Source organism: Nonomuraea sp. 3N208, from assembly GCF_052245935.1.
Classification (GTDB): domain Bacteria; phylum Actinomycetota; class Actinomycetes; order Streptosporangiales; family Streptosporangiaceae; genus Nonomuraea.
Genome location: NZ_JBQQBR010000007.1, coordinates 226,920 through 247,949, shown reverse-complemented (window position 1 = coordinate 247,949; position 21,030 = coordinate 226,920). Strand labels below are relative to the sequence as shown.

General features: G+C 71.7%; 16 protein-coding genes. 10 read left to right on the top strand and 6 right to left on the bottom strand.

Going from position 1 to position 21,030, the window contains the following annotated elements; translation table 11 throughout:
• Positions 1 to 319 precede the first annotated feature (319 nt).
• A complete protein-coding gene (locus ACTWPT_RS12955) occupies positions 320 to 1,831 on the top strand; it encodes a glycoside hydrolase family 43 protein (protein WP_443177566.1) in 1,512 nt (503 codons plus the stop codon).
• Here ACTWPT_RS12955 and ACTWPT_RS12950 read toward each other — a convergent pair whose 3' ends face one another.
• Both ACTWPT_RS12950 and ACTWPT_RS12945 read right to left on the bottom strand, forming a co-directional pair.
• Entirely contained in the window at positions 1,832 to 6,277 is a 4,446-nt protein-coding gene (locus ACTWPT_RS12950) for a caspase, EACC1-associated type (protein ID WP_443177565.1), read from the bottom strand.
• Between the two features lie 168 nt (positions 6,278 to 6,445).
• The gene (locus ACTWPT_RS12945) at positions 6,446 to 7,693 is read right to left on the bottom strand and encodes a C39 family peptidase (protein ID WP_443177564.1); all 1,248 of its coding nucleotides are present in this window, start codon (positions 7,691 to 7,693) and stop codon (positions 6,446 to 6,448) included.
• Between the two features lie 188 nt (positions 7,694 to 7,881).
• On the opposite strand from ACTWPT_RS12945, the gene ACTWPT_RS12940 reads away from it, so the two are divergent.
• On the top strand, positions 7,882 to 8,562 hold the full coding sequence (locus ACTWPT_RS12940; RefSeq protein ID WP_443177563.1) for an adenylate kinase family protein: 681 nt from the start codon (positions 7,882 to 7,884) through the stop codon (positions 8,560 to 8,562).
• A gap of 12 nt (positions 8,563 to 8,574) precedes the next feature.
• Here the strand turns inward: ACTWPT_RS12940 and ACTWPT_RS12935 are convergent, their stop codons facing one another.
• Positions 8,575 to 9,318: a class I SAM-dependent methyltransferase gene (locus ACTWPT_RS12935; protein ID WP_443177562.1), complete on the bottom strand. Its 744-nt coding sequence runs from the start codon at positions 9,316 to 9,318 to the stop codon at positions 8,575 to 8,577.
• A gap of 175 nt (positions 9,319 to 9,493) precedes the next feature.
• Between ACTWPT_RS12935 and ACTWPT_RS12930 the strand changes: the two genes are divergently transcribed.
• On the top strand, positions 9,494 to 10,618 hold the full coding sequence (locus tag ACTWPT_RS12930; protein ID WP_443177561.1) for a hypothetical protein: 1,125 nt from the start codon (positions 9,494 to 9,496) through the stop codon (positions 10,616 to 10,618).
• Here the strand turns inward: ACTWPT_RS12930 and ACTWPT_RS12925 are convergent.
• Positions 10,601 to 11,059: an Lrp/AsnC family transcriptional regulator gene (locus tag ACTWPT_RS12925; RefSeq protein ID WP_443177560.1), complete on the bottom strand. Its 459-nt coding sequence runs from the start codon at positions 11,057 to 11,059 to the stop codon at positions 10,601 to 10,603. The genes ACTWPT_RS12930 and ACTWPT_RS12925 overlap by 18 nt on opposite strands.
• 159 nt (positions 11,060 to 11,218) lie before the next feature.
• On the opposite strand from ACTWPT_RS12925, the gene ACTWPT_RS12920 reads away from it, so the two are divergent.
• The 6 genes from ACTWPT_RS12920 (at position 11,219) to ACTWPT_RS12895 (ending at position 19,210) form a co-directional block, all read left to right on the top strand.
• Positions 11,219 to 14,611: an indolepyruvate ferredoxin oxidoreductase family protein gene (locus ACTWPT_RS12920; RefSeq protein ID WP_443177559.1), complete on the top strand. Its 3,393-nt coding sequence runs from the start codon at positions 11,219 to 11,221 to the stop codon at positions 14,609 to 14,611.
• Positions 14,608 to 15,747 (top strand): acyl-CoA dehydrogenase family protein, encoded by a 1,140-nt coding sequence (locus ACTWPT_RS12915; RefSeq protein ID WP_443177558.1) that lies wholly within the window; start codon positions 14,608 to 14,610, stop codon positions 15,745 to 15,747. The genes ACTWPT_RS12920 and ACTWPT_RS12915 overlap by 4 nt, the downstream gene beginning before the upstream one ends.
• A 283-nt stretch (positions 15,748 to 16,030) precedes the next feature.
• On the top strand, positions 16,031 to 16,204 hold the full coding sequence (locus ACTWPT_RS12910; RefSeq protein ID WP_443177557.1) for a hypothetical protein: 174 nt from the start codon (positions 16,031 to 16,033) through the stop codon (positions 16,202 to 16,204).
• Positions 16,205 to 16,232: 28 nt separating this feature from the next.
• On the top strand, positions 16,233 to 16,757 hold the full coding sequence (locus tag ACTWPT_RS12905) for a MauE/DoxX family redox-associated membrane protein (protein ID WP_443177556.1): 525 nt from the start codon (positions 16,233 to 16,235) through the stop codon (positions 16,755 to 16,757).
• Between the two features lie 9 nt (positions 16,758 to 16,766).
• Positions 16,767 to 17,294, top strand: a complete 528-nt coding sequence (locus ACTWPT_RS12900; RefSeq protein WP_443177555.1) for a TlpA family protein disulfide reductase — start codon at positions 16,767 to 16,769, stop codon at positions 17,292 to 17,294.
• Positions 17,291 to 19,210 carry an ABC transporter ATP-binding protein gene (locus ACTWPT_RS12895; RefSeq protein ID WP_443177554.1) on the top strand — a complete coding sequence of 640 codons (1,920 nt, stop codon included), beginning with the start codon at positions 17,291 to 17,293 and terminating at the stop codon, positions 19,208 to 19,210. The genes ACTWPT_RS12900 and ACTWPT_RS12895 overlap by 4 nt, the downstream gene beginning before the upstream one ends.
• Here ACTWPT_RS12895 and ACTWPT_RS12890 read toward each other — a convergent pair.
• Entirely contained in the window at positions 19,099 to 19,614 is a 516-nt protein-coding gene (locus tag ACTWPT_RS12890; protein ID WP_443177553.1) for a S26 family signal peptidase, read from the bottom strand. The genes ACTWPT_RS12895 and ACTWPT_RS12890 overlap by 112 nt on opposite strands.
• Before the next feature lie 328 nt (positions 19,615 to 19,942).
• Between ACTWPT_RS12890 and ACTWPT_RS12885 the strand changes: the two genes are divergently transcribed.
• On the top strand, positions 19,943 to 20,335 hold the full coding sequence (locus ACTWPT_RS12885) for a hypothetical protein (protein WP_443177552.1): 393 nt from the start codon (positions 19,943 to 19,945) through the stop codon (positions 20,333 to 20,335).
• A 170-nt stretch (positions 20,336 to 20,505) separates the two neighbouring features.
• Here ACTWPT_RS12885 and ACTWPT_RS12880 read toward each other — a convergent pair whose 3' ends face one another.
• Positions 20,506 to 20,922: a hypothetical protein gene (locus ACTWPT_RS12880; protein ID WP_443177551.1), complete on the bottom strand. Its 417-nt coding sequence runs from the start codon at positions 20,920 to 20,922 to the stop codon at positions 20,506 to 20,508.
• Positions 20,923 to 21,030: the final 108 nt, after the last annotated feature.

Below are 21,030 nucleotides of genomic sequence, written 5' to 3'. Positions count from 1 at the left end.
GGGCGGCAGGCAGCGCGACGAGGCTCTCCAGCCGTCGCATGAGCGGCGGGGTTGAGAGCGTCGCGAGTCGTTGCGCGCGCGGCGAACGACGCCTTCGGGCGGGGGAGCAAAGGACGCCTCCAATTCCGACGAATGTAGAAACCGGTACCTACGGTAGGGCCGAGAGCGGTTCCGGTCAACGGGGGTTGGTGAGGTACGTCTCAGCAGGCGAAGCCCGGTGAGGTGATTCAGAGGTAACGTGTCTATAACGCGTTCTTGTGGTCGCCGGTTCTCCGCCGTAGCGTTTCGCGGCGACCGGTTTCTATCTATGGAGGCAGCCATGACACGGACGGCCATCCGCAACCCCGTCCTGCCCGGCTTCCACCCGGACCCGTCCATCCTGCGGGTCGGCGACGACTACTACCTGGCCACGTCGACGTTCGAGTGGTACCCGGGCGTACGTGTCCACCACTCCCGTGACCTCGTCAACTGGCGGCCCCTGGGGGGCATACTCACCGACCGCCGGCTGCTCGACCTGGCTGGCGTGCCGGACTCCGGCGGCATCTGGGCGCCCGACCTCACGTACGCGAACGGCCTGTTCCACCTGGTCTACGGCGTCATGGACAACTATGCCCACGGCTACAAGGACATCGCGAACTACCTGATCACCGCCCCCTCCATCGAGGGCCCGTGGTCGGACCCGGTCAGGCTGCCCGGGCGCGGGTTCGACGCCGCGCTCTTCCACGATGACGACGGCGCCACGTACCTGCTCAACATGGTCTTCGACTCGCGCCCGGGACGCGGCTTCGCCGGGATCGAGCTCCAGCAGCTAGACGGCGGCGGCGCAGCGGTCGGCAAGCCGCGGCTCATTCTCGAGAACCGGAACGTCACCGAGGGACCGCACCTTTACAAGATCGACGGCTGGCACTACCTGATGGTCGCCGAAGGCGGCACCGGGTACGAGCACGGCGTCACCGTTCTCAGGTCCCGCACGCTCGACGGGCCGTACGAGCCGGACCCGGCCGGGCCGATGCTCACCGCCCGCCACGATCCCGGCCTGGAGCTGCAGAAGGCCGGGCACGGCTGCCTGGTGCAGACCCAGGACGGCGAGTGGTACGTCGCGCACCTGGTCGCCCGCCCCTACACGCCGCGCGGCCGGTGCGTGCTGGGCAGGGAGAGCGCCATTCAGCGGGTCGAGTGGGTGGACGGCTGGCCGCGGGTGGCCGGGGGAGTGCCTGCGGTCGAGGTGCCCGCGCCTGCCTTGCCGCCGCACCCGTGGCCGGCCGTGGAGCACGAGTCCGCGGAGCGCCACTGGAGCACCCTGCGCCGTCCCGCCTCGCCCGACTGGGTGAGCTTCGACGGCGACCGGGTGACGATCACGGGCGGGCAGTCCCCGTACGGGCTGCGTGCCCCCAGCCTCGTCGCCCGCCCGGTCACCGGCATGACGTGCACGTTCGAGGCCGGCGTGGTGTTCGAGCCCGACAGCGTGCACCAGTCCGCCGGCATCACCGCCTACTACAACTCGCGCAACTGGTACCACCTCGCGCTCACCACCGACGGTCTGATCCTTACCGGCAGCGACCGAGGCACGCGGACCGTGCACTTCACCGGGGAGCCCGCGACCCGGCTCGGCGTCGAGTTCGACGGCCCGGTGCTGCGCTTCTCCGCCGACGGCCGGCCCATCCCCGTGGAGCTGGACGCCACGATCCTGGCCGACGAGCACGCCGACGAGATCATCGACGGCCAGATACGGTCCTTCGGGTTCACCGGAGCGTTCGTCGGCCTGTGGGTGCAGGACCTGGCGGGCGAGGGGTGCCGTGCCACCTTCTCCGACGTGATCTACCAGGCCTGATCAGTTCTGGGCCTGGCAGGGAAGGGTGTAGGGGCGGCCGGGGAGGTATTGCGCCCACTCCTCCCGCGTGATCGACATGCCCGACGACTGGCAGACGCTCTCGCTCGCCTGTTCCACGCTCAGCCCCCACAGCTGGGTGGCCAGGTCGGAGGTGCCGGCCAGGACGGTGCCGTCCGGGCCGAACTCCACGTCGTCGACCGCGCTCGTGCCCCCGAGCACCGCCCACAGTGACGGGCGGGCGCGGTCGGCGATGTTCCACACCCGGATCGTGCGGTCGCGGGAGGCGGTGGCGAGGGTGCGGCCGTCGCCGCTGAAGGCGACCGCGGACACGTCCGCGACATGCCCCGGCAGGGTGGAGACCCGCTTGGGCTGCTCGGGGCGGGTGACGTCCCACAGCCGCGTCGTCCCGTCCGACGCCGCCGCGGCCAAGGTCTTGCCGTCCCGGCTGAACTGCAGGTCGAGCACGCCACCCGGGGCGGCCGCGAAGTCGGCCAGCCGGCGCGGCTGGGCCGGCTTGGACACGTCCCACAGCCGTACGGCGGCGGTGCCCGAGCCGGTCGCGAGGACGCTCCCGCTGGGCCGGAACGCGGCCACGTCGAGCCGGTCGTCGGCGGCGCCCGGCGTCGCCACCCGCTTGGGGGTGGCCGGGGTGGACACGTCCCACAGCATCGTCCGGCCGTCCCGCCCGGTCGTCACCACGATCTTGCCGTCAGGACTGTACGCCGCCGACCGCAACCCGGCCGCGTGCCCCTGGAGCGTCGCCACGAACTTCGGATTGGCGGGCCGGTCGACCTGCCACAGCCGGGCCGTCCGGTCGAGCGACGCCGAGACCACGTAGCGGCCGTCCGGGCTGAACGCCACCGCCACGACGGCGTCGGTGTGCCCGCGCAGCGTCGAGACGGGAGTGGCCGATGCGGGATCGGAGACGTCCCACAGCTTGACGGTCTTGTCGTCGGAGACGCTGGCCAGCGTGCGCCCGTCCTTGGCGATCGCCACTCCGTTGACCAGCGCGGTGTGCCGGGCCAGCCGGGCGCGGGCGGCGACCCGGGCGGGGTCGGCGACGTTCCAGACGCGGGCCGTGCCGTCGGCGGACGACGTGGCGAGATTCTGCCCGTTCGGGCTGAACGCGACCCCCGTCACCGTGCCCCCGAAGCCGGTCAGCGTGGCCCTCGGCTGCGGGTCGCTCGGGGTCGACACGTCCCACAGCCGGGCGGTGCCGTCGGCGGAGGCGCTGGCCAGCACGTTGCCGTCGGCGCTGAACACGACGTCGCCGGCCGGCTGCGCGTGCCCGGCCGCGGTGCCGGCCAGCTTGGCCGTGGTGATGTTCCACAGGTGCAGTGTGCCGGTGCTGGAGGCGGTGGCGAGGCTCTGGCCGTCCGGGCTGAACGCCACGCTCCTGATGCCGCCGCCGTCCGGCGCCGTCAGCGCTGCCAGGCTGGTCGGCTTGGCGGGGGTGAGCACGTCCTGGAGCGTGACGCCGGTGGACGAGGTGACCGCGATCATGCGTCCGTCGGGGCTGAAGGCCACCTCGGTGACGTCGGTGGTCTGCTTGAGTACGGAGACCGGTTGCGGCTTGGCGGGGTCGGCGATGTTCCACAGGCGTACCGACCTGTCGGCGCCCGCGGTGGCCAGCAGGTCGCCTTTCGGGTTGAGCGCCACCGAGACCACCGGCTCACCGTGGCCGGTGATCGTGGCCAGGGCACGCGGGCGGGCGGTGTCGGAGACCTCCCACAGGCGGGCGGTCTCGTCCGCGGAGCCGGTCGCGAGGATCTTGCCGTTCGCGCTGAACGCGGCCGCCGTGAGGCCCCTCGTGTGGCCCTTCACGATGCCCGCGCTCTTGGGGCGGAGGGGGTCGGCGACATTCCACAGCCGCGCGGTGTAGTCGCCGGAGACGGTGGCGAGCACGCGCCCGTCGGGGCGGTACGCCACCCGCTCGACGGGTGCGGTGTGGCCGATCATGCGGGCCGGAAGCGGGCGCGAGAGCGTGCCGAGTAGCGCGCCGCGGGCCTCGGGGGTGGCCGAGACGCGGTACGCGCTCAGGGCCAGCTGGGCGGCGAGCGAGGTGTCCGGCAGGCTGTTGGCGGTGGCGGCGAGCTGGCGGGAGAGTGCCTGGTCGCGTTGGCCGGTCGCCTGCTCGGCCTGGGTCGAGGCCTGGCTGGACTGGCGCAGGGCCAGCACGCCGCCGGTCGCGGCCACCAGGAGGAGCACGGAGAGCGTGGCGATGACGGCGCGGCCGATCAGCGCCCGCCGGCGGTGCCGCCGCGCCGACGCGTCGAGGAACGCCCGCTCGAGGGGCGTGAGCGGCCCGTCCGCCGCGACGGGGCCGCTGGACTTGGCGTTCGTCGTGGCGGCGAGGGCCTGGGCGGTGCCCAGGCGGCTGTCGGTGTACAGGTAGGCCGGGTCCTGGCCGTCGCGTTGCCAGGTCGCCGAGTCCTCCGACAGGCGGCGGCGTACCAGCAGGGAAGCCCGTTCGGCGTCGACCCAGCCGCCGAGCCGGGGCCAGGCGCGGATCAGCGCCTCGTGGGCGAGCTCCGCCGTACCCCCGGCCACCGTGACCAGCCGCGCCCTGGCGAGTTCGGCCATGACCTGCCCGCCGACCGATGGCGCGTCGGGAGCCAGCTCGGCGAGCGTGACCCGCCGTGCCGTGCCGCCGATCTGCTCGTCCACGCGTACGAGCCGGACCAGCAGGTCGCGGGCCACCGGCTCGAACTCCGCGCCCAGCCCCCGCAGCGTCTCCTCCGCGCTCATCGCCAGCGCTCCCGTGACGCCGCCCGCTCCCCGATAGCCGGCCATCGTCAGCACGCCGCCGGACCGCCGCTGCCACGTGGCCAGCAGGGCGTGGGAGAGCAGGGGCAGCGGTCCGCCAGACCGCTCAAGCGCCGCCTCGTTCGCCCGCAGGTCCTCCAGGATCAGGTCGGTGAGACCTGCCTCCACACTGAGGCCGGAGCGGACGGCCGGTTGCTCGATCATCGCGCGCAACTCGGCCGCGGTCATGGGCGTGACGACCTCCGGCCGCCGCATCGTCTCCACCAGCCCGGGGTACGCCGCGCAGCGGCCGAAGAACTCGGCGCGTACCGCGATCACCACGGCCGCCACCTGGGACAGCTCGGCCAGCGCCTCGGCGAACCGCGCCCGCGCCGCCCCGTCGGTACGGGCCGTGAACACCTCCTCGAACTGGTCCACCACGAGCAGCAACCGCCCGGGAACGCCGCGCCGCGCCCCGCTCGGATCGGACTCGATGATCGCGCGCAGCCGTGCGGGGTCGCCGCCGCCGAGCTCGGCCAGCTCTCGGGCCAGTGCGCCGAGTGGATCGGCGCCGGGCGTCAGCACGACGCAGGACACGTCGTCTTCCTGCCGCAGGGCGGGGATGAGCCCGGCCCGCAGCACCGACGACTTCCCGCAGCCTGACGGGCCGGTGAGGACGAGCGGGCCGCCGGCCGCGAACGTCTGCGAGCCGATGACGACGGGCGGGCCGCCCGCCCTGAGCGCCTGGCGCACTCGCGTGGTCAGCGACCTGGTCAGCTCCTCGCGCCCGAAGAACAGCTCGGCGTGCTCGGGACCGTAGGCGGCCAATCCGCGATAGGGGCTGGACAGGTCGCCGGGCGAGCCCATCGGTGGGCCAGAGCGGTTGGGCTGCCCCGCATGGGCGGGGTTGGCGGCCAGCGGCGCCCGGTCGCCCACGTCCGTGGCCTGCCGCCGCGGCCGGGGGAATCCGGCGCCGGGCAGGGTGCGGGCCAGCCGGTGGTAGACGTGGTCCAGCGTGAACGCCGGCGGCCCGTCCGCCTCGCCCTCGTTCAGCAGCCTGATCAACGCCCCGCTGAGCGCGGTGTGCCGGACGCCGGGCAGCGCCCAGGCGTTGTCGTCCCTGCTGGCGGAGGCCAGCACGTACGCGCTGCGCCCCATGCCCTCGAAGATCCGGTCGGCGGCTCGCGCCGGCGACGGCCGCCCACCGCCGGTGAAGCAGCAGTCCAGCACCACGATGACCAGATCGGCCGGCGACGACGACAGGATGGTGCGCACCATGCCGTAGGGGAGCGCCTGGTAGCCGGGCATCCCCTGGCCGAGGTCCACGGTGGCGCGGGTGGCCAGGTGCAGCTCGCCGTCCGGCGTGAAGACGCCGTGCCCCACGTAGTAGAACACCAGGACCGACGTGGCCTCCCTGGCAGCTCGCTCCAGCGCCTCGCCCAGGTTGGCCGGGGTGGCCGGGTCCACCAGCACGGTGAGATCGGCCGGGGCCAGGCCCGTCCGCTCGACCAGGGCCTGGGACACGTCGTTGACGGTCGCCGGGACGGCGGGGGCCTGCGGCAGCCGCGACTCCGGGCGATGCGCGCCCGTGCCCGCCACCAAGACGCGGACGCCGTCGGACGACAGCAGTAACGGCGGACCGTTCCACTTGGGCCGCACTAACCGCGTCGTCTCCAGTGACGCAGATTCGTCCTCGGTCATCCGGCGCTCCACGGCGTGGTCGGCCCATAGTTATCGGGGGTTGTTAGGCTACGGAACTCACCGTCCCCCGTCGAGTCGGGCATACCGCCGACACCGGTCGCCTCCCCAAGGGCAGCGAACGTCGCCCGGCCGGCGCTCCCGAGAACCGGAGCGCCGGCGGCGCGAGTCTCACCAGTTGGCCGGCAGCCCAGGGGTCGTGGCGGGGAGGGCGTGGCCCGGCGGGTGGATGACGTACGCGATGCCGCCGCTGCTGGAGCTGCGCAGCCAGACGTTCTCGAAGTCGGCCCGCGGATAGACGTGCCGCACGGCGTCGTTGTCAGGGGACGCGGGATCGTTGGCGATCACGTCGCCCGTCGCGGTGAAGCCGATGATCGCCATGAGGTGCCCATTGGTGCCGTACCCGGCGCCCGGCAGCTCGCTCTTCTTGAAGGACTGCGAGGTGATGACCGGGACGCCTGCCTTGATCAACAGCTCAAGCTCGGTCAGCGACCGCAGCCGGGTGACGAACCCGTCCATGCCGTAACGGCCCGCGTAGGCGGTGTTGAACGGCCAGTTGCCCGCGCCCTGGTAGGCGTGGTCGTAGGTGTAGCGGGCCGCGTAGTCGACCTCCGGGTTCGGGTCGGACGGATCGACCCACGCCGTGTCCTGCGCGCTCGGCCACTTGCCCCAGTAGCCCAGCACCATCGTGGTCGAGGTCGGGCTGCACCACGCCTCGCCGCCGCCGTCCCATTCGGGGTAGTGGCCCTCGTGCACGTTCTGGGAGCGGCGCGGCACGTTCAGCTCCGTCCCCCAGGCGCCGCCGCCCGGGCTGACCGGCACGGTCTTGCGCTCGGGCACGTTGGAGGCCATGGCGCCGGACGTACGCACCCGCGGCGTCACCGACGAGCCCGGCGTCCGGTAGAGCGTGAGGCGCAGCTGGTAGGCGCTGATCTGCTTGCCCGCCGCCGCGACCAGCGTGTCCACGGCGACCGTGGCGTCCGCGTCGCCCTGCCCCGGCACTGACGTGCGCCGGATGTCGCCCTCGTCGTACGCCCAGCGGCCCAGCGAATACCACTTCGTCAGGCCCTCGGCGTTCCTGGCGCGGGTCTCGACCTGCAGCCAGCTGCTCGGCGGCAGATCCGCGGTCCAGGAGGCGATCAGCTCGGTCGCGGGGAACCCGATGGCCCGCTCGGGTCCTGTCCAGCGCGCGTACTCCCAGGTCTTGGTGCCGAGCGCGTCGGTGTAGGAGGTGGTGCCGGCGGCCGAGCCGAACGAAAGACCGTCGCCGGTCGTCGTGCCCTCCGGCGTGCCTGCCGAGAAGTCGGCCCGATGGAAGACCACGTCCGCCGGCGTGGCGGGCGCAGGTTTCGCGCTCGCGGGCGGAGAAGCGGTCGTGATCACGATGAGGAACGAGAGGAACGCGGTCAGCGCACGCATGGACCCACCTTCTCGCAGGGCGCTCGATGGGGCCTGAGAGTAAGCACCGAAGGCATACCAGGCATCGGCAAATCTACGTATCGCCGTTAGATGAGTGCCGTGCCACACCACGCGGCTTCTCAGGCGTGCAGGGCAGATGGGAAGGTGACGATGCCCGGAGAATGACCTGACCGCGAAAGCGAAGAAATATGCGCAAATATGTGATCATGGGCGTGCAGGGGAGCGGCAAGGGCACCCAGAGCAAGTTGCTCGCCGACGACCTCGATCTGGTGCACATCAGCGTCGGCGACATCTTCCGCTGGCACGTCAAGAACCACACCAAGCTCGGCGCCCAGGTACGCCGCCTGGTCGCGGCAGGGGAACTTGTGGGGGACGACCTGGTGGAGGACGTCGTCAGCGACCGCCTCCACCTGCACGACTGGAACTACGGATTCGTCATCGACGGTTTCCCGCGCAACCGCCGGCAGGCGGAGTTCTTCCTGGAGAGCTACGACATCGACGGGGTGATCCACCTCGATCTGCCCGACGAGGAGGTACGCCGGCGCGTCCTGGCCCGGCGGCTGTGCTCGCAGTGCGGCATGGACTACAACTTGATCGCGCACCGGCCTGAGGTCGAGGGGCGGTGCGACGTGTGCGGCGGGGAACTGGTGAGCCGGGAGGACGACAGCCCGGACGTGTTGGCCAGGCGGCTGCGCGATTATCACAGCAAGATCGATCCGGTGGTCGACCTCTTCCGGGGCAAGGAATATGTGATGACGATCGACGCGCGGGCCGACAAGTTCACCGTCCAGCAGACCATTCGCGCCCGTTTCAACCTGCCGCCGTTCGACCCGTCGCGGGGCGGCGAACCGGCGGAACTACGCAGCTGACCTGCCGTCATCTCAGGAAGGCAGCGACCGTGACGTCCGGTCGTCATCCTGCTTGACGCATCTCATGACGAGGAACACGGGGAACTTGGCGGCGTCGCTGCGCTTCGCCGCCCAGTCCGGGGCGGGCTCGGGCTCGGCCATCTCCTCCAGCCAGAGGCCGTGGCGGCGGAAGGTGTTGACGTAGGTCGAGAGCGTGCGGTGGTTGGCGCCGACCTGGCGGCGCAGGGACGACAGCTCGCCGTCGGCCCGCCACCAGCCCTCCGTGTGGTAGCGCCCGTCCCCAGGCCACGAACCCGAGACGCCCTGGCCGCCCGGGAAGCACGGATGCAGGATCGAGCACGCGAAGACGCCCCCGGTCTTGAGCGCGCGGGCGGCTCCTGCGATCGCGCCTTCGAGGTCGTCGATGTCGGAGAGGCCGAAGCTGCAGACCACGGCGTCGAACAGGCCCGAAACGCCGGGGATGCCGGGTGCGGCCACGTCGGCGTGGATGTATTGGATGCCGAGCGGGGAGGCACGTTCGGCAGCACGTGCCTTCTCGATCAGGGCTGATGAGAGGTCGGCGCCCACGACGTCGGCTCCCCGGCGGGCGAGTGCGCGGCTGATCCGGCCGTGGCCGCAGGCGATCTCCAGAACTCGGCGGCCGGCGATCGGCTCCAGCAGGGCGAGCAGGCGGACGGCCGCGGGGTCGTCGACGGTGTCCGTCCAGCCGGCCGCGTAGAAGTCGGCGGCGTCGTCGTAGCGGGCGGCATCTGGCATGATCCCGACACTACGCGGCCGAGCGTGCCGTGCCCGGGTTGTTCGTCGAGCGCGGAATGCGACAGCAAAGAATTCGTCATCACGGTGCATGGTTCTGGTGTGCTCGCCTCTCCGCGGTGTCCGCGGGATAGCAGGATCGCTCCCGGGTCGACCAGGTATGGGGGATGAGATGGGCGTGCCCGGGATTGCGGCGGTCGTCGCGCTCGCAGCGTTGGGCGGCGGTGGCTGGAGCGGCCAAGCCACGGCGGCCGCCTCCCCGCCCGAGCTTCGGATCACCAAGACCGTGGCCCCGGATCCGATGACCACCGGCGGGGTGTCCGTCTACGCGGTGACCGTCACCAACACGGGAGGCCAGGACGCCGAGGACGTGACGATCGTCGACACCCTCGGCCGCGGCACGGCTCCAGGCCACCTCCCGGACGGCTGCTCCCTCGCCGACCAGGCCGTCACCTGCGGCGGACCAGGCCTGACCATCGCGCCGGGACAGAGCGTGACCTACGAGATCCCCGTCAGGACCGACGCGTCGCTCCCTGACGACACGGACATCGTCACCCAGGCCCACGTCACCGCCTCGAACGCGACGGGCGACACGACACGGCTGATCAGCCGGACCCGGACGATGGCCGACGTGGAGATCGCCACGACCGGCCCGTCCAGCGTGAAGGCGGGCGCCGGCATCAGGTACAGAGTGACGGTCAGCAACAGCGGCCCCTCCCCGGCGGCTGGCGTCACCGTGGAGAACCCCATCGACGGGAACCTGACCAGGATCACCGGTCGCCCGCCCGAATGCCCTGCTGGGAACTGCCGGCTCGGCACACTGGCTCCGCGCCAGAGCAGGACGCTCGTCTTCACCGCCGCCGCCCCTGACGTCGCCGGCATGATCGACAACTGCGCCGCCGTCTCCACGGCCAGCCGCGAGGAGAACAGGGAGAACAACCGCTCCTGTACGTCCACCGCCGTCGAGCCGGTCCACAGCCCCAGCCCGTCCCCTGCCCGCACGCACACACCCGCCCCATCGGAAAGGCCGGCCCCGGTGGTGGCCCGCCGGGCCGAGCGCAGGCCCGGCGGCAACGGTCCGCATGAGGAGCCACGCGCCACCGTCACCGGCTCCAGTCAGGGCCAGGACCCGTACGAGCCCAGCCCGGCCCCCGCCGGAGAGCGGGCGGCACGCGACCACGAGCCCCTGCCCATGGCGGGCGTGTCGCGGTGGCTGATCGGGCTGGGCGTGCCGGTGCTGCTCGCGATCGGCCTGCTCGTCCGCTGCTTCCGCGGCAGGGAACGATCAGGAAGGACTCCTTGACAACGCCTCCCGGCTCCACGACCCGAGCACCAGCAACGTCTTCGTCCCCGTCACGTTCCCGGCCCGGCGCAGCCGGTCGATGACCTGCTGGAGGTGGCCGAGGTCCCGCACCCGCACGTGGATCAGCGCGTCCGGATCGCCGGCGATCGTGAACACCGCCTGCACCTCCGGCACCTCCGTGGCGGTGCGGACGATCTCGCTGACCGGTGTCGTGCCGGGATAGCGCAGCTCGGTGAACGCCTCGATGCCCCACCCGAGCTTGGCGTAGTCGATCTGCACGGTGAACCCCTTGATCACGCCGAGCTCGCGCAGCCGGTCCACCCGCCGCTTGACCGCGGCCACCGACAGCCCGACCAGGTCGGCCATCTCCGAGAACGTCCTGCGCCCGTCCTCCCGCAGCAGCCGCAGCACGTGGTGATCGATCTCGTCCACGTCAGCCATGCCAGAACCCCTTCCTCAGGCGCAAAGAACATCAGCCACGTAGCCGGAACCCTCATATTGTTTGCGTCTTTGGGGCACCTTCTCATCTAATACTTGCAGATGTCCTGCCCACGTTGCTGTGCTGGGAATCACCATGTACGAAGCCAGGAGGAGGTACGCGTGAGCGCGAGCGCGACTCCCGCCCCCGTGTCGCTCGACGACAAGTACACAGCACTCGACGGCAGAGTGCTCATCTCCGGTATCCAGGCCCTGATCCGCCTGACACTGGAGCAGCGCCGCCTGGACCGCGAGCGCGGGCTGGACACGCGGGTTTTCGTCACCGGATACCAGGGGTCGCCGCTGGGGGGTGTGGACCTGGAAATGGGGCGGGCGGCCCGGCTCCTGGACGAGGCGGGCGTGGTGTTCCAGCCCGGGGTGAACGAGGAGCTCGCGGCCACGTCGGTGGCCGGCACCCAGATGCTCGCCCAGGTGCCGGGCCGCCGCCACGAGGGCGTGACCGGCTTCTGGTACGGCAAGAACCCCGGCCTCGACCGGGCCGCCGACGCGATCAGGCACGCGAACGCGGCCGGCACCGCACCGCTCGGCGGCGCCGTGGCCTGGATCGGCGACGACCCGGGCTGCAAGTCCTCCACGCTGCCCAGCTCGTGCGAGCCGATGTGCCAGAGCCTGTCCATGCCGCTGCTGGCGCCCGGCTCGGTCGCGGAGATCATCGAGTTCGGGCTGCACGCGGTGGCGATGTCCCGCGCCACCGGCCTGTGGACGGGGCTGAAGATCGTCGCGGACATCGCCGACGCCTCCGCCACCGTGGACCTCGGCCCGCTGCGGGCCGCGATCCCCGTCCCGGCCCGTACCGCGGGAAAGGCGACGCCGATCCTGCTCGGCCCGGCCGCGCTCGACGCCGAGCACGACATGCTCACCCGCCGGCTCGACCTGGCCCGCGAGTACGCCCGCACCCACGGGCTCAACCGGGTGATGGCCGGATCGGGCAACACCGCGCTCGGCATCCTGGCCTCGGGCACCACGTACGCGGTGGTCCTGCGGGCGCTGGCCGACCTCGGCCTGGACGCGGCGGCCTTGGACGACCTGGGGGTGCGGCTGATCAGGCTGGCGATGCCGTTCCCTGTGGACTACGCGGATCTGGCCGCCATGACGGCCGGCCTCGACCGGGTGCTGGTGGTCGAGGACAAGGTCCCGTTCCTGGAGGGGCAGGTCAAGCAGGCACTGTACGGCGGCGAGCGGGTGCCGGCCGTCGTCGGCAGGGAGCTGCTGACCGCGCGCGGCACGCTCGGTGCCGAGGACGTGGCCAAGGCCATCGCCGCCTGCGTGGGCGCGGACCGGCTCCCGCGGCCGGCGGTCACGGTGACCAAGCGCCGCAGGTCGCTGCCGCTCGTGGCGGCGCGTACGCCCTATTTCTGCTCCGGCTGCCCGCACAACACCTCCACCCGCACCGCCGACGGCACGCTGGTCGGCGTCGGCATCGGCTGCCACGCGATGATCGCGCTGGACGGGCACGGGCGCGGCACCCAGGTCGGCATCACCCAGATGGGTGGCGAGGGCGCGCAGTGGATCGGGCTGGCGCCGTTCACCGAGGACCGGCATTTCGTGCAGAACCTCGGTGACGGCACCTTCCACCACTCCGGCTCCCTGGCCATCAGGGCGGCCGTCGCCGCCGGGGTGTCGATGACGTACAAGCTGCTCTACAACGACGCCGTCGCCATGACGGGCGGCCAGCGGGCCGAGGGCCGGCTCGACGTGCCCTCGCTCACGCAGGAGCTGGCGCTCGAGGGCGTACGCCGCATCGTGATCACGACGCCGGAGCCGGAGACGTACCGGGGCGTGCGGCTGGCCCCGAACGCCTCCGTACGGCACCGCGACGACCTGGCCGCGGCCGAGCGGGAACTGGCCGCGCTCGACGGCGTGACCGTGCTGATCCACGACGACCGGTGCGCGGCCGAGGAACGGCGGCTTCGCAAGCGCGGCAAACTGCCCACCCCGGTCGAGAAGGTCGTGGTGAACGAGCGGGTCTGCGAGGGCTGCGGCGACTGCGGCGACGTCTCGACGTGCCTGTCCGTGCAGCCGGTCGAGACCGAGTACGGCCGCAAGACCCGCATCCACCAGGCCTCCTGCAACTCCGACCTGAGCTGCCTCAAGGGCGACTGCCCGTCGTTCCTGCTGGTCGAGCCGGGCACCCCTGCCGCTCGGCAGGCAGCGCCGCCGCCTCCGCCCGTGGACGAGCCCGCAGGCAAGCCGGGCGAGGTGCTGATCAGGATGCCCGGCATCGGCGGCACCGGCGTCGTGACCGTCTCGCAGATCCTGCAGATGGCCGCCCACCTCGACGGGCTGCACGCGGCCGGGCTCGAGCAGACGGGCCTGGCGCAGAAGGGCGGGCCCGTGGTCAGCGACGTGCGGATCTCGCCGCGCCCGGTCGCGGGCTCGGTACGCGCCTCGCAGGGCCGCGTCGACGTGCTGATCGGGTTCGACCTGCTGGGCGCGGCCTCCGACGCCAACCTGGCCGTGGCCTCGCCCGAGCACACCGCCGCCGTGCTGAACACCTCCGTCGTGCCCACCGCCGCCATGGTGACCGGCCGGATGCCCGTGCCGGGGCACGCCGCCGCGGTCGCCCGCGTGGAGTCCGCCGCCAGGAGCGTCACGTGCCTGGACGCCCATGAGCTGGCCGAGGCGCTGTTCGGCGATCACATGCCGGCCAACCTGCTGCTCGTCGGCGCCGCGTACCAGCACGGCCTGCTGCCGATGTCCGCCGCGGCCATCGAGCAGGCCATCACCCTGAACAGGGCCGCCGTCGAGCAGAACCTCGCCGCCTTCCGCTGGGGCCGCGCGGCGGTGGCCGACCCCGAGGCCGTGCGCCAGGCCGTTCTACCGGCCGCCGACGAGCCGGCCGAGAAGCTGGACGAGGTCGTGGCCCTCCGCGTCGCCGACCTGACCGGCTACCAGAACGCCGCCTACGCCGCCACGTACGCCGAGGACGTGCGCCGCGTGACCGAGCTCGCGGTCGAGCGGGCCGGCGAGGAGACCGGCACGGAGATCGCCCTCGCCTACGCCCGCGGCCTGCACAAGCTCATGGCCTACAAGGACGAGTACGAGGTGGCCCGCCTCCACCTCGACCCCGCCGAGCAGGCCAGGCGGGAGCGCGAGTTCGGCGCGGACGCGGTCGTCACGGTGCTGCTGCACCCGCCGGTGCTGCGCGCGATGGGCATGAAGCGCAAGATCAAGCTGCGCCGCTCCGCGCCCGTGCTGTTCCGCGGACTGCGGGCCGCCCGGATGCTCCGCGGGACGGCGTTCGACGTGTTCGGCCGGGCCCAGGTGCGGCGGGTCGAGCGGGAGCTGGTCGGCGAGTACCGCGACCTCGTGCGTGCCGCCCTGGCCCGGCTCACCCCCGCCACCGCCGACGCCGTCGCGGAGATCGCTGGCCTGCCCGAGCTGATCCGTGGGTACGAGGACATCAAGCTCGCCCGCGTGGCCGAGTTCCGCGAGCGCGCCAAGACCGTGCTCGCGCGGCTGGAGGAGCCCGTTTCGAGCGTGGAGAGATCGTGACCGTCGACCGCCTGCTGCCCGGCCAGGACGCCAAGGACCTCATCGACCTGACCCGCGAGATCGCCGACAAGGAGCTCGCGCGGCGGGTCGACGAGCACGAGCGCGCGGAGACGTACCCGGAAGGGCTGTTCGCGACGCTGGGCGAAGCGGGGCTGCTGGGGCTGCCGTACCCGGAGGAGTATGGGGGCGGCGGGCAGCCGTACGAGGTGTATCTGCAGGTCATCGAGGAGCTGGCGATGCGGTGGGCGGCCGTCGCGGTCGCCACCAGCGTGCACACGCTCGCTTGCTTCCCCGTCTTCGCCTACGGCACGGAGGAGCAGCGGGCGCGGTGGCTGCCCGACATGCTGGCCGGGCGCCTGATCGGTGGCTACAGCCTGTCCGAGCCGCAGGCCGGCTCCGACGCCGGCGCCCTGACCTGCAAGGCCGAGCGGGTCCCTGACGGCTACCGGATCAGCGGCAACAAGGCGTGGATCACGCACGGCGGCATCGCCGACTTCTACGCCCTTTTCGCCCGTACCGGTGAGGGATCGCGCGGCATCTCCTGCTTCCTCGCGCCGGGGGCGGCCGACGGGCTGACCTTCGGCCGGCCGGAGGAGAAGATGGGCCTGCACGCCGTGCCCACGACCAGCGCCCATTGGGACGGCGCCGTCCTGGAGGCCGATCGCCTGATCGGCGAAGAGGGCCAGGGCCTCCAGATCGCCTTCAGCGCGTTGGACTCCGGCCGGCTCGGCATCGCCGCCTGCGCGACCGGCCTCGCCCAGGCCGCGCTGGACGAGGCGGTGGCGTACGCCAAGGAGCGGAAGACGTTCGGCAAGCGGATCATCGACCATCAGGGGCTCGGGTTCCTGCTGGCGGACATGGCGGCGGGGGTGGACAGCGCGCGGGCGACGTACCTGGACGCCGCCCGCCGCCGCGACGCCGGCCTTCCCTACAGCCGCCAGGCGAGTGTGGCGAAGCTGGTGGCGACGGATGCGGCGATGAAGGTGACGACGGATGCGGTGCAGGTGTTCGGGGGGTACGGGTACACGCGGGAGTTCCGGGTCGAGCGCTATATGCGCGAGGCCAAGATCATGCAGATCTTCGAGGGCACCAACCAGATCCAGCGCCTGGTCATCAGCCGTCATCTTGCCCAGTGATCTTTGACGTCCGAAACCCGCCTGCCCGTCCTCGGAAGCGGGGTTCGCTGTCTCGTGCATGAGGCTTAAATGATCACTGTTCCTCCGCCATCCTGGCGATCTGCGCGGCCGCCACTGCTCACCCACCGATGGGGTCGAGACGTGGGCATTAAGAAGAACATCTCTCATGTCAAGATCATGAGCTGCTCAACGCCTCCCGCAGTGTCGGCCAATCTCTCCATTAACAAGGTGCTCTTGCTGGGCGACGGTGAGCGCGTAAAGATCCCCACGCAAGGAGGTCGCCATGATTCGCGCACTCAACAAGCTGGGAGACCGCCTCCTCGACAAACTCCTGCCCTCGGCAAACGCCTCGGCCGCGTGCTGGACCGACTGGTGCTGCCAGGGCAAGTTCTGCCGGACCTGCTGCTACCACGACTCCTCCGGCACGGTCAGCTGCGGCAGCTTCGACTACTGCTGACGCGTCCTTCCGATCCCCAGTGACAGCCATGCAGTACGTCGTGCTGGCCTGCCGGGTGGCGATAGGCGTCGTCTTCCTGGTCGCGGTGCTGGGAAAGATGCGCGGCAGGTCCGCGTTCGCGGGCTTCCGCGTATCCGTGCGCGGCCTGGTCCCTCTGGGGCCGCGGGCCTCCACGGCGTTGAGCGGCGCCATCGTCCTTGCGGAAGGATGCGTCGTCGTACTGCTGGCGATCCCCGGGACAGTGCAGGTCGGCCTGATGCTGGCCGGCACCGTCCTGGCGGGTTTCTGCGCCGGCATCATCAGGGCCATGCGTTCGGGCTCCACGACGCCGTGCAGATGCTTCGGCGCCACTGGAACGCCACTCGGCCGGCGCCACCTCGTCCGCAACACCGGGCTGCTCGCGCTCGTCGCCGCCGGGCTCGTGCCGGGGCACACCTCTCCGCATCCCGCGGGCATAGCCCTGAGCGTGCTGGTCGGGGCCGTTCTCGCCGCCATCGTGATCTTCTTCGACGACCTCGCCGACCTGTTCGCCGCCCAGCCGCGCCGCCCCTAAGGAGCTCGCATGCCGTATCTCGTCGCCGCCGTCATCGTCGTCGGATTGTTGTGCCTGGTGAATCTGGTGCTGACCCTGGCGGTGATCCGCCGCCTGCGCGTGCACACGCTGCGGCTGACGGAGCTGGGGCCGACACGTGCCCCCCTGGTGCAGCCAGGAACGACGATCGGCGATTTCAGCGCGACCGCTGTCAGCGGCGGGACCGTGTCGCGCGCGTTCTTCTCGGGGCCCTCCGTGGTGGCGGTGTTCTCCACCGAGTGCGCGTCCTGCCACGAGCGGCTGCCGGAGTTCACGTCCTACCTGGCCGACACCCGTCCCGAACGCGTGCTGGCCGTGGTCACGGGCGACCCCGACGAGGCCCGGCGGTTCACTCGCGAGCTGACCTCGGCCACCGTCGTGCTCGAGCCGATGGGCGGCCCGGTGAGCAGGGCGTTGCAGGTCTCCCAGTTCCCCAGCTTCTACCTGGTCGACGGTGACGGGATGGTCGTGGCGGCCGACACCGCCCCGGGCAGGCTGCCGGCGGCCACGCGCCGATGACCTCTCCTGCCGGGTACGGCGGCGCCGCCCGGCGACGGCGCTTTCGCGCGGCCGCGGCGCTGGCGTGGCGAGCGCACCCGGCCGCCGTGGTGGTATCCGGGATCACGGTGCTGCTCATGGGCTTGGTCCCGGTGGTCGCCGCGTGGCTGACCAAGCTCGTTCTCGACGACCTGGCGGCAGGGGCGGGCCCCGCCGAGTTGCTTCCGCAGGGCGTGGCTCTCGGCGTGACCGGCCTGGCGGGTGCGGCCCTGCCCTCGGTCGCCGAGTATGCCCAGGAGCAGTTGCGCCGCGCGCTCCAGGTGCTGATCCAGGATCGGCTGTTCCAAGCCGTCAACGCCCACCCAGGGCTGAGCCGTTTCGAGAACCCGGCCTTCCATGACCAGGTACGGCTGGCGCAGGAGGCCGGCCAGAACGCGCCGCAGCGGATCGTCCGCTCCGCCCTGGGGATCGCCCAGGGAGCCGTCACCCTCGCCGGATTCACCGCGGCGCTGGCCGTCTTGGCCCCGGGGATGATCCTCGTCGTGGCGCTCTCCGCGATCCCCTCGGTCCGCGCCCAGCTCGACCTGTCCCGGCGTCGCGCCGGGATGATGTGGGGCGTCAGCTCGAGGACCCGGCGGCAGATCTTCTTCGCCAATCTTCTCACCAGCCCCGACGCGGCCAAGGAGATCCGGCTGTTCGGCCTCGGCGACCTCCTGCGCGCCAGGATGCTGGGCGAGCTGCGTGCGGTCAACGCCGCCGAGCAAGGGCTTGCCCGCAGGATGCTGCGTACCCAGGGGTCGCTGTCGCTGATCGGGGCGGCCGTCGCCGCGCTCGGCCTGCTCTGGGCGATCACCGCCGCCGCGTCGGGCACACTGAGCGTCGGCGACGTGGCCGTGTTCGTCGCTGCCGTCGCCGGGGTGCAGTCCGCGCTGACGTCGATCGTCGGTCAGTCGGCCGATGCGCACAACGCGCTGCTGATGTTCGGGCACTACCTCGACGTCGTGGCCGACGCGCCCGACCTGCCTGTCCCACGGCATCCGCGCCCCGTCCCCTCGCTGCGCGAGGGCATCGAGGTGCGCGGCGTGTGGTTCCGGTACGACGACGCCCATCCGTGGGTGCTGCGCGGGGTCGACCTCTTCATCCCCCGCGGCGGCTCCCTCGCCCTGGTCGGGCTGAACGGCGTGGGCAAGAGCACCCTGGTCAAGCTGATCTGCAGGTTGTACGACCCGGTACGGGGGTCCATCCTCTGGGACGGCGTCGACCTGCGGGAGATGGATCCCGCCGAGTTGCGCGGCCGCATCGGCGCGGTGTTCCAGGACTATATGTCCTACGACCTGACCGCGGCCGAGAACATCGGGCTCGGCGACGTCGCGGCGCTCGACGACCGAGACCGGGTCGAGGCCGCCGCCAGGCTGGCCGGTGTCCACGAGACGGTCGCCGGACTGCCGCACGGCTACGACACGCTGCTGAGCCGGATCTTCTTCGGCGACAGGGACGACCCCCAGGCCGGAGTGGTGCTGTCCGGCGGGCAGTGGCAGCGCCTCGCGCTGGCCCGCGCCCTGATGCGGGAGGGACGGGACCTGCTCGTGCTCGACGAGCCGAGCTCCGGCCTGGACGCGCAGGCCGAGCACGCCATCCATCAGAGCCTGCGCCGCCACCGTGCGGGGCGAACCAGCCTGCTGATCTCGCACCGGCTGGGCGCGGTGCGGGAGGCGGACGTGATCGTCGTGCTCGCCGAGGGGCGGATCGCCGAGCAGGGCTCGCACGCGGAGCTGATGGCGCTGGGAGGGGAGTACGCGAGGCTGTTCACCCTGCAGGCTCAGGGCTACGAGCCGACGGACTCCCAGGGCTCGCCGGATATCCCGAACTTTCCGGAATCGCGGGAAGGGGCGAGCCCCCGGACGACGACGCCGAGCACGCGGTCGAAGGGCACGTAACCCCACGCCCGCGAGTCCTGGCTGACCTGCCCGTCACCGAGGACGACCAGCCGGCCCGCCGGGACCGTGTCGCCCGGCGACGCCTCCACGCGATCCATGACCTGGGCCGGCACCGGGTCACCCGGCACGGCCACCGCACGTTTGATGAACCACATGGCCGCCCCCGGCTGCGGCAGCGGCCCGGTACGCCACTTCCCCCCGGGCAGCGCCGTCTGCAGCACCACGACCTGGCCGCGCCTGACGCCAGCCCCCGTGGTCCTGCGGACGAGCACCCGGTCGCCCGTGCGGTAGGTCGGCAGCATGCTCGCCCCGCTGATCCGGACGATGACGAAGCGCCGCCGGGCGACGACCAGACCGGCGGCCAAGGCCGCGATCGGGGCCAGCAGGATCATGACGCGCCGCACGGCGCCCTCCAAAGTCGATCACCACCAGTGGACTGCCGACACTAGCGCCCGATCTCCTCCTCTGACACCTGCGTGATCCCGCACAGTGGGCATCCGGACCGTAATAGGCACCCGACCCGGACCTGCACGAGCTGCAGCAGTTGGAGAAGGCGGTCAAGGAGGTAGAGGAACTGCACGAAGGGGCGAACAACCCAGACCGAGGGCACCTCGCCAGGTAGCATCTGCCCGCAATCACTCGGCGCTGCAGGACCTGTGCTCCGGACGCACCATCGGGTACCGCGAAGGTGACCGGGTCCGCGACGTCCGGTTCCTGCACACCGGGGCGCACGTGAACACGGCCGACCCGATCGAGTTCGTCGTGGCCGCGCTGCTCGGACCGAAGGCCGCCGCCGACACCGCCGCCGACGCAGGCGCCTTCGCCGAGCAGCTCGGCCCCGAGGAACGCGAGGCGGTGCGGAGGCTCCTCGACCGGCGCGGCACCACCACCACCGCATCCGACCGGCACACCAAGCTCTACCCCAACTACCTCGGACGCATCGCACCGGAGGACCGGGACCTGATCCTGCCCTCGCTGATGAACATGCTTGCCCTGGTCGGCACCCGCGACGACCTCCGCGCCCGCATCACCACCCTGGAGCAGGCCGGCATCGACGAGCTGCTCATCCAGCCGGTGATCGACCCACCCACCGAGATGGCCCAGCTCGCGAAGCTCCTCACCTGAGCGGACCTGCCGGCCGCGGGCTACGGAGCAGGAGGACGCCTTCCGGTTCCTCGGCTCGCTCAACGACCGGGGAGTGGGCAGGCCGGAGCATGGGGCGAGCGAAAACCCCGCCCTCCCGATGTTGGGAGGCGGGGTTCGCTGTCTTCGGCTCGGGTCCTAGATGATCATTGTCAGTCGATGTAGTCGGTGATGGTGTAGATGTGGCAGGTCTCCACGCCGCCGCGGTACATGCACAGGCGGTACTTGATCCAGTGGCGCTCGCTGTCGTACGGGTAGTCAGTGAAGGTGATCTCGGCCGCCTTGCCGCCGCTGGTGGTCACCGTGTGGGGTCTCCATTTCCCCTCGGCGTACGCGGTCGTGTAGGAGACCCTGGCCCACGCCGTGCCCGCCGCGGCCCGCAGCGTGAAGGAGTTGCGGCCCTTGGACAGGTTGTGGGTGCCCGAGTTGTACCAGACGATGGCGGCCATGTTGCCGCTCTGCTTGAGCTCGAGAAACGAGGTGTACGCGCTGGCGGGCGTGGCGGTGGCGACGACGAGCCCGACGGCGGCCGCGACCGCCAGGGTCCGGCTGAGGACGTTGCTGCGCATGGTGGTTCCCCAAGAGATTCGGAGTGGTGCTCACGATGATCGCGGGACGCCATATACACCATTGACACCATCGCTATGCGTTCGCTACACATGAGCCGCCTCAGCACG

Excerpts from the sequence above, each read along its gene's own strand:
- ACTWPT_RS12955 (WP_443177566.1), top strand. The coding sequence starts at position 320 with ATGACACGGACGGCCATCCGCAACCCCGTCCTGCCCGGCTTCCACCCG.
- ACTWPT_RS12950 (WP_443177565.1), bottom strand. The coding sequence starts at position 6,277 with ATGACCGAGGACGAATCTGCGTCACTGGAGACGACGCGGTTAGTGCGG.
- ACTWPT_RS12945 (WP_443177564.1), bottom strand. The coding sequence starts at position 7,693 with ATGCGTGCGCTGACCGCGTTCCTCTCGTTCCTCATCGTGATCACGACC.
- ACTWPT_RS12940 (WP_443177563.1), top strand. The coding sequence starts at position 7,882 with ATGCGCAAATATGTGATCATGGGCGTGCAGGGGAGCGGCAAGGGCACC.
- ACTWPT_RS12935 (WP_443177562.1), bottom strand. The coding sequence starts at position 9,318 with ATGCCAGATGCCGCCCGCTACGACGACGCCGCCGACTTCTACGCGGCC.
- ACTWPT_RS12925 (WP_443177560.1), bottom strand. The coding sequence starts at position 11,059 with ATGGCTGACGTGGACGAGATCGATCACCACGTGCTGCGGCTGCTGCGG.
- ACTWPT_RS12910 (WP_443177557.1), top strand. The coding sequence starts at position 16,031 with ATGATTCGCGCACTCAACAAGCTGGGAGACCGCCTCCTCGACAAACTC.
- ACTWPT_RS12905 (WP_443177556.1), top strand. The coding sequence starts at position 16,233 with ATGCAGTACGTCGTGCTGGCCTGCCGGGTGGCGATAGGCGTCGTCTTC.
- ACTWPT_RS12900 (WP_443177555.1), top strand. The coding sequence starts at position 16,767 with ATGCCGTATCTCGTCGCCGCCGTCATCGTCGTCGGATTGTTGTGCCTG.
- ACTWPT_RS12895 (WP_443177554.1), top strand. The coding sequence starts at position 17,291 with ATGACCTCTCCTGCCGGGTACGGCGGCGCCGCCCGGCGACGGCGCTTT.
- ACTWPT_RS12880 (WP_443177551.1), bottom strand. The coding sequence starts at position 20,922 with ATGCGCAGCAACGTCCTCAGCCGGACCCTGGCGGTCGCGGCCGCCGTC.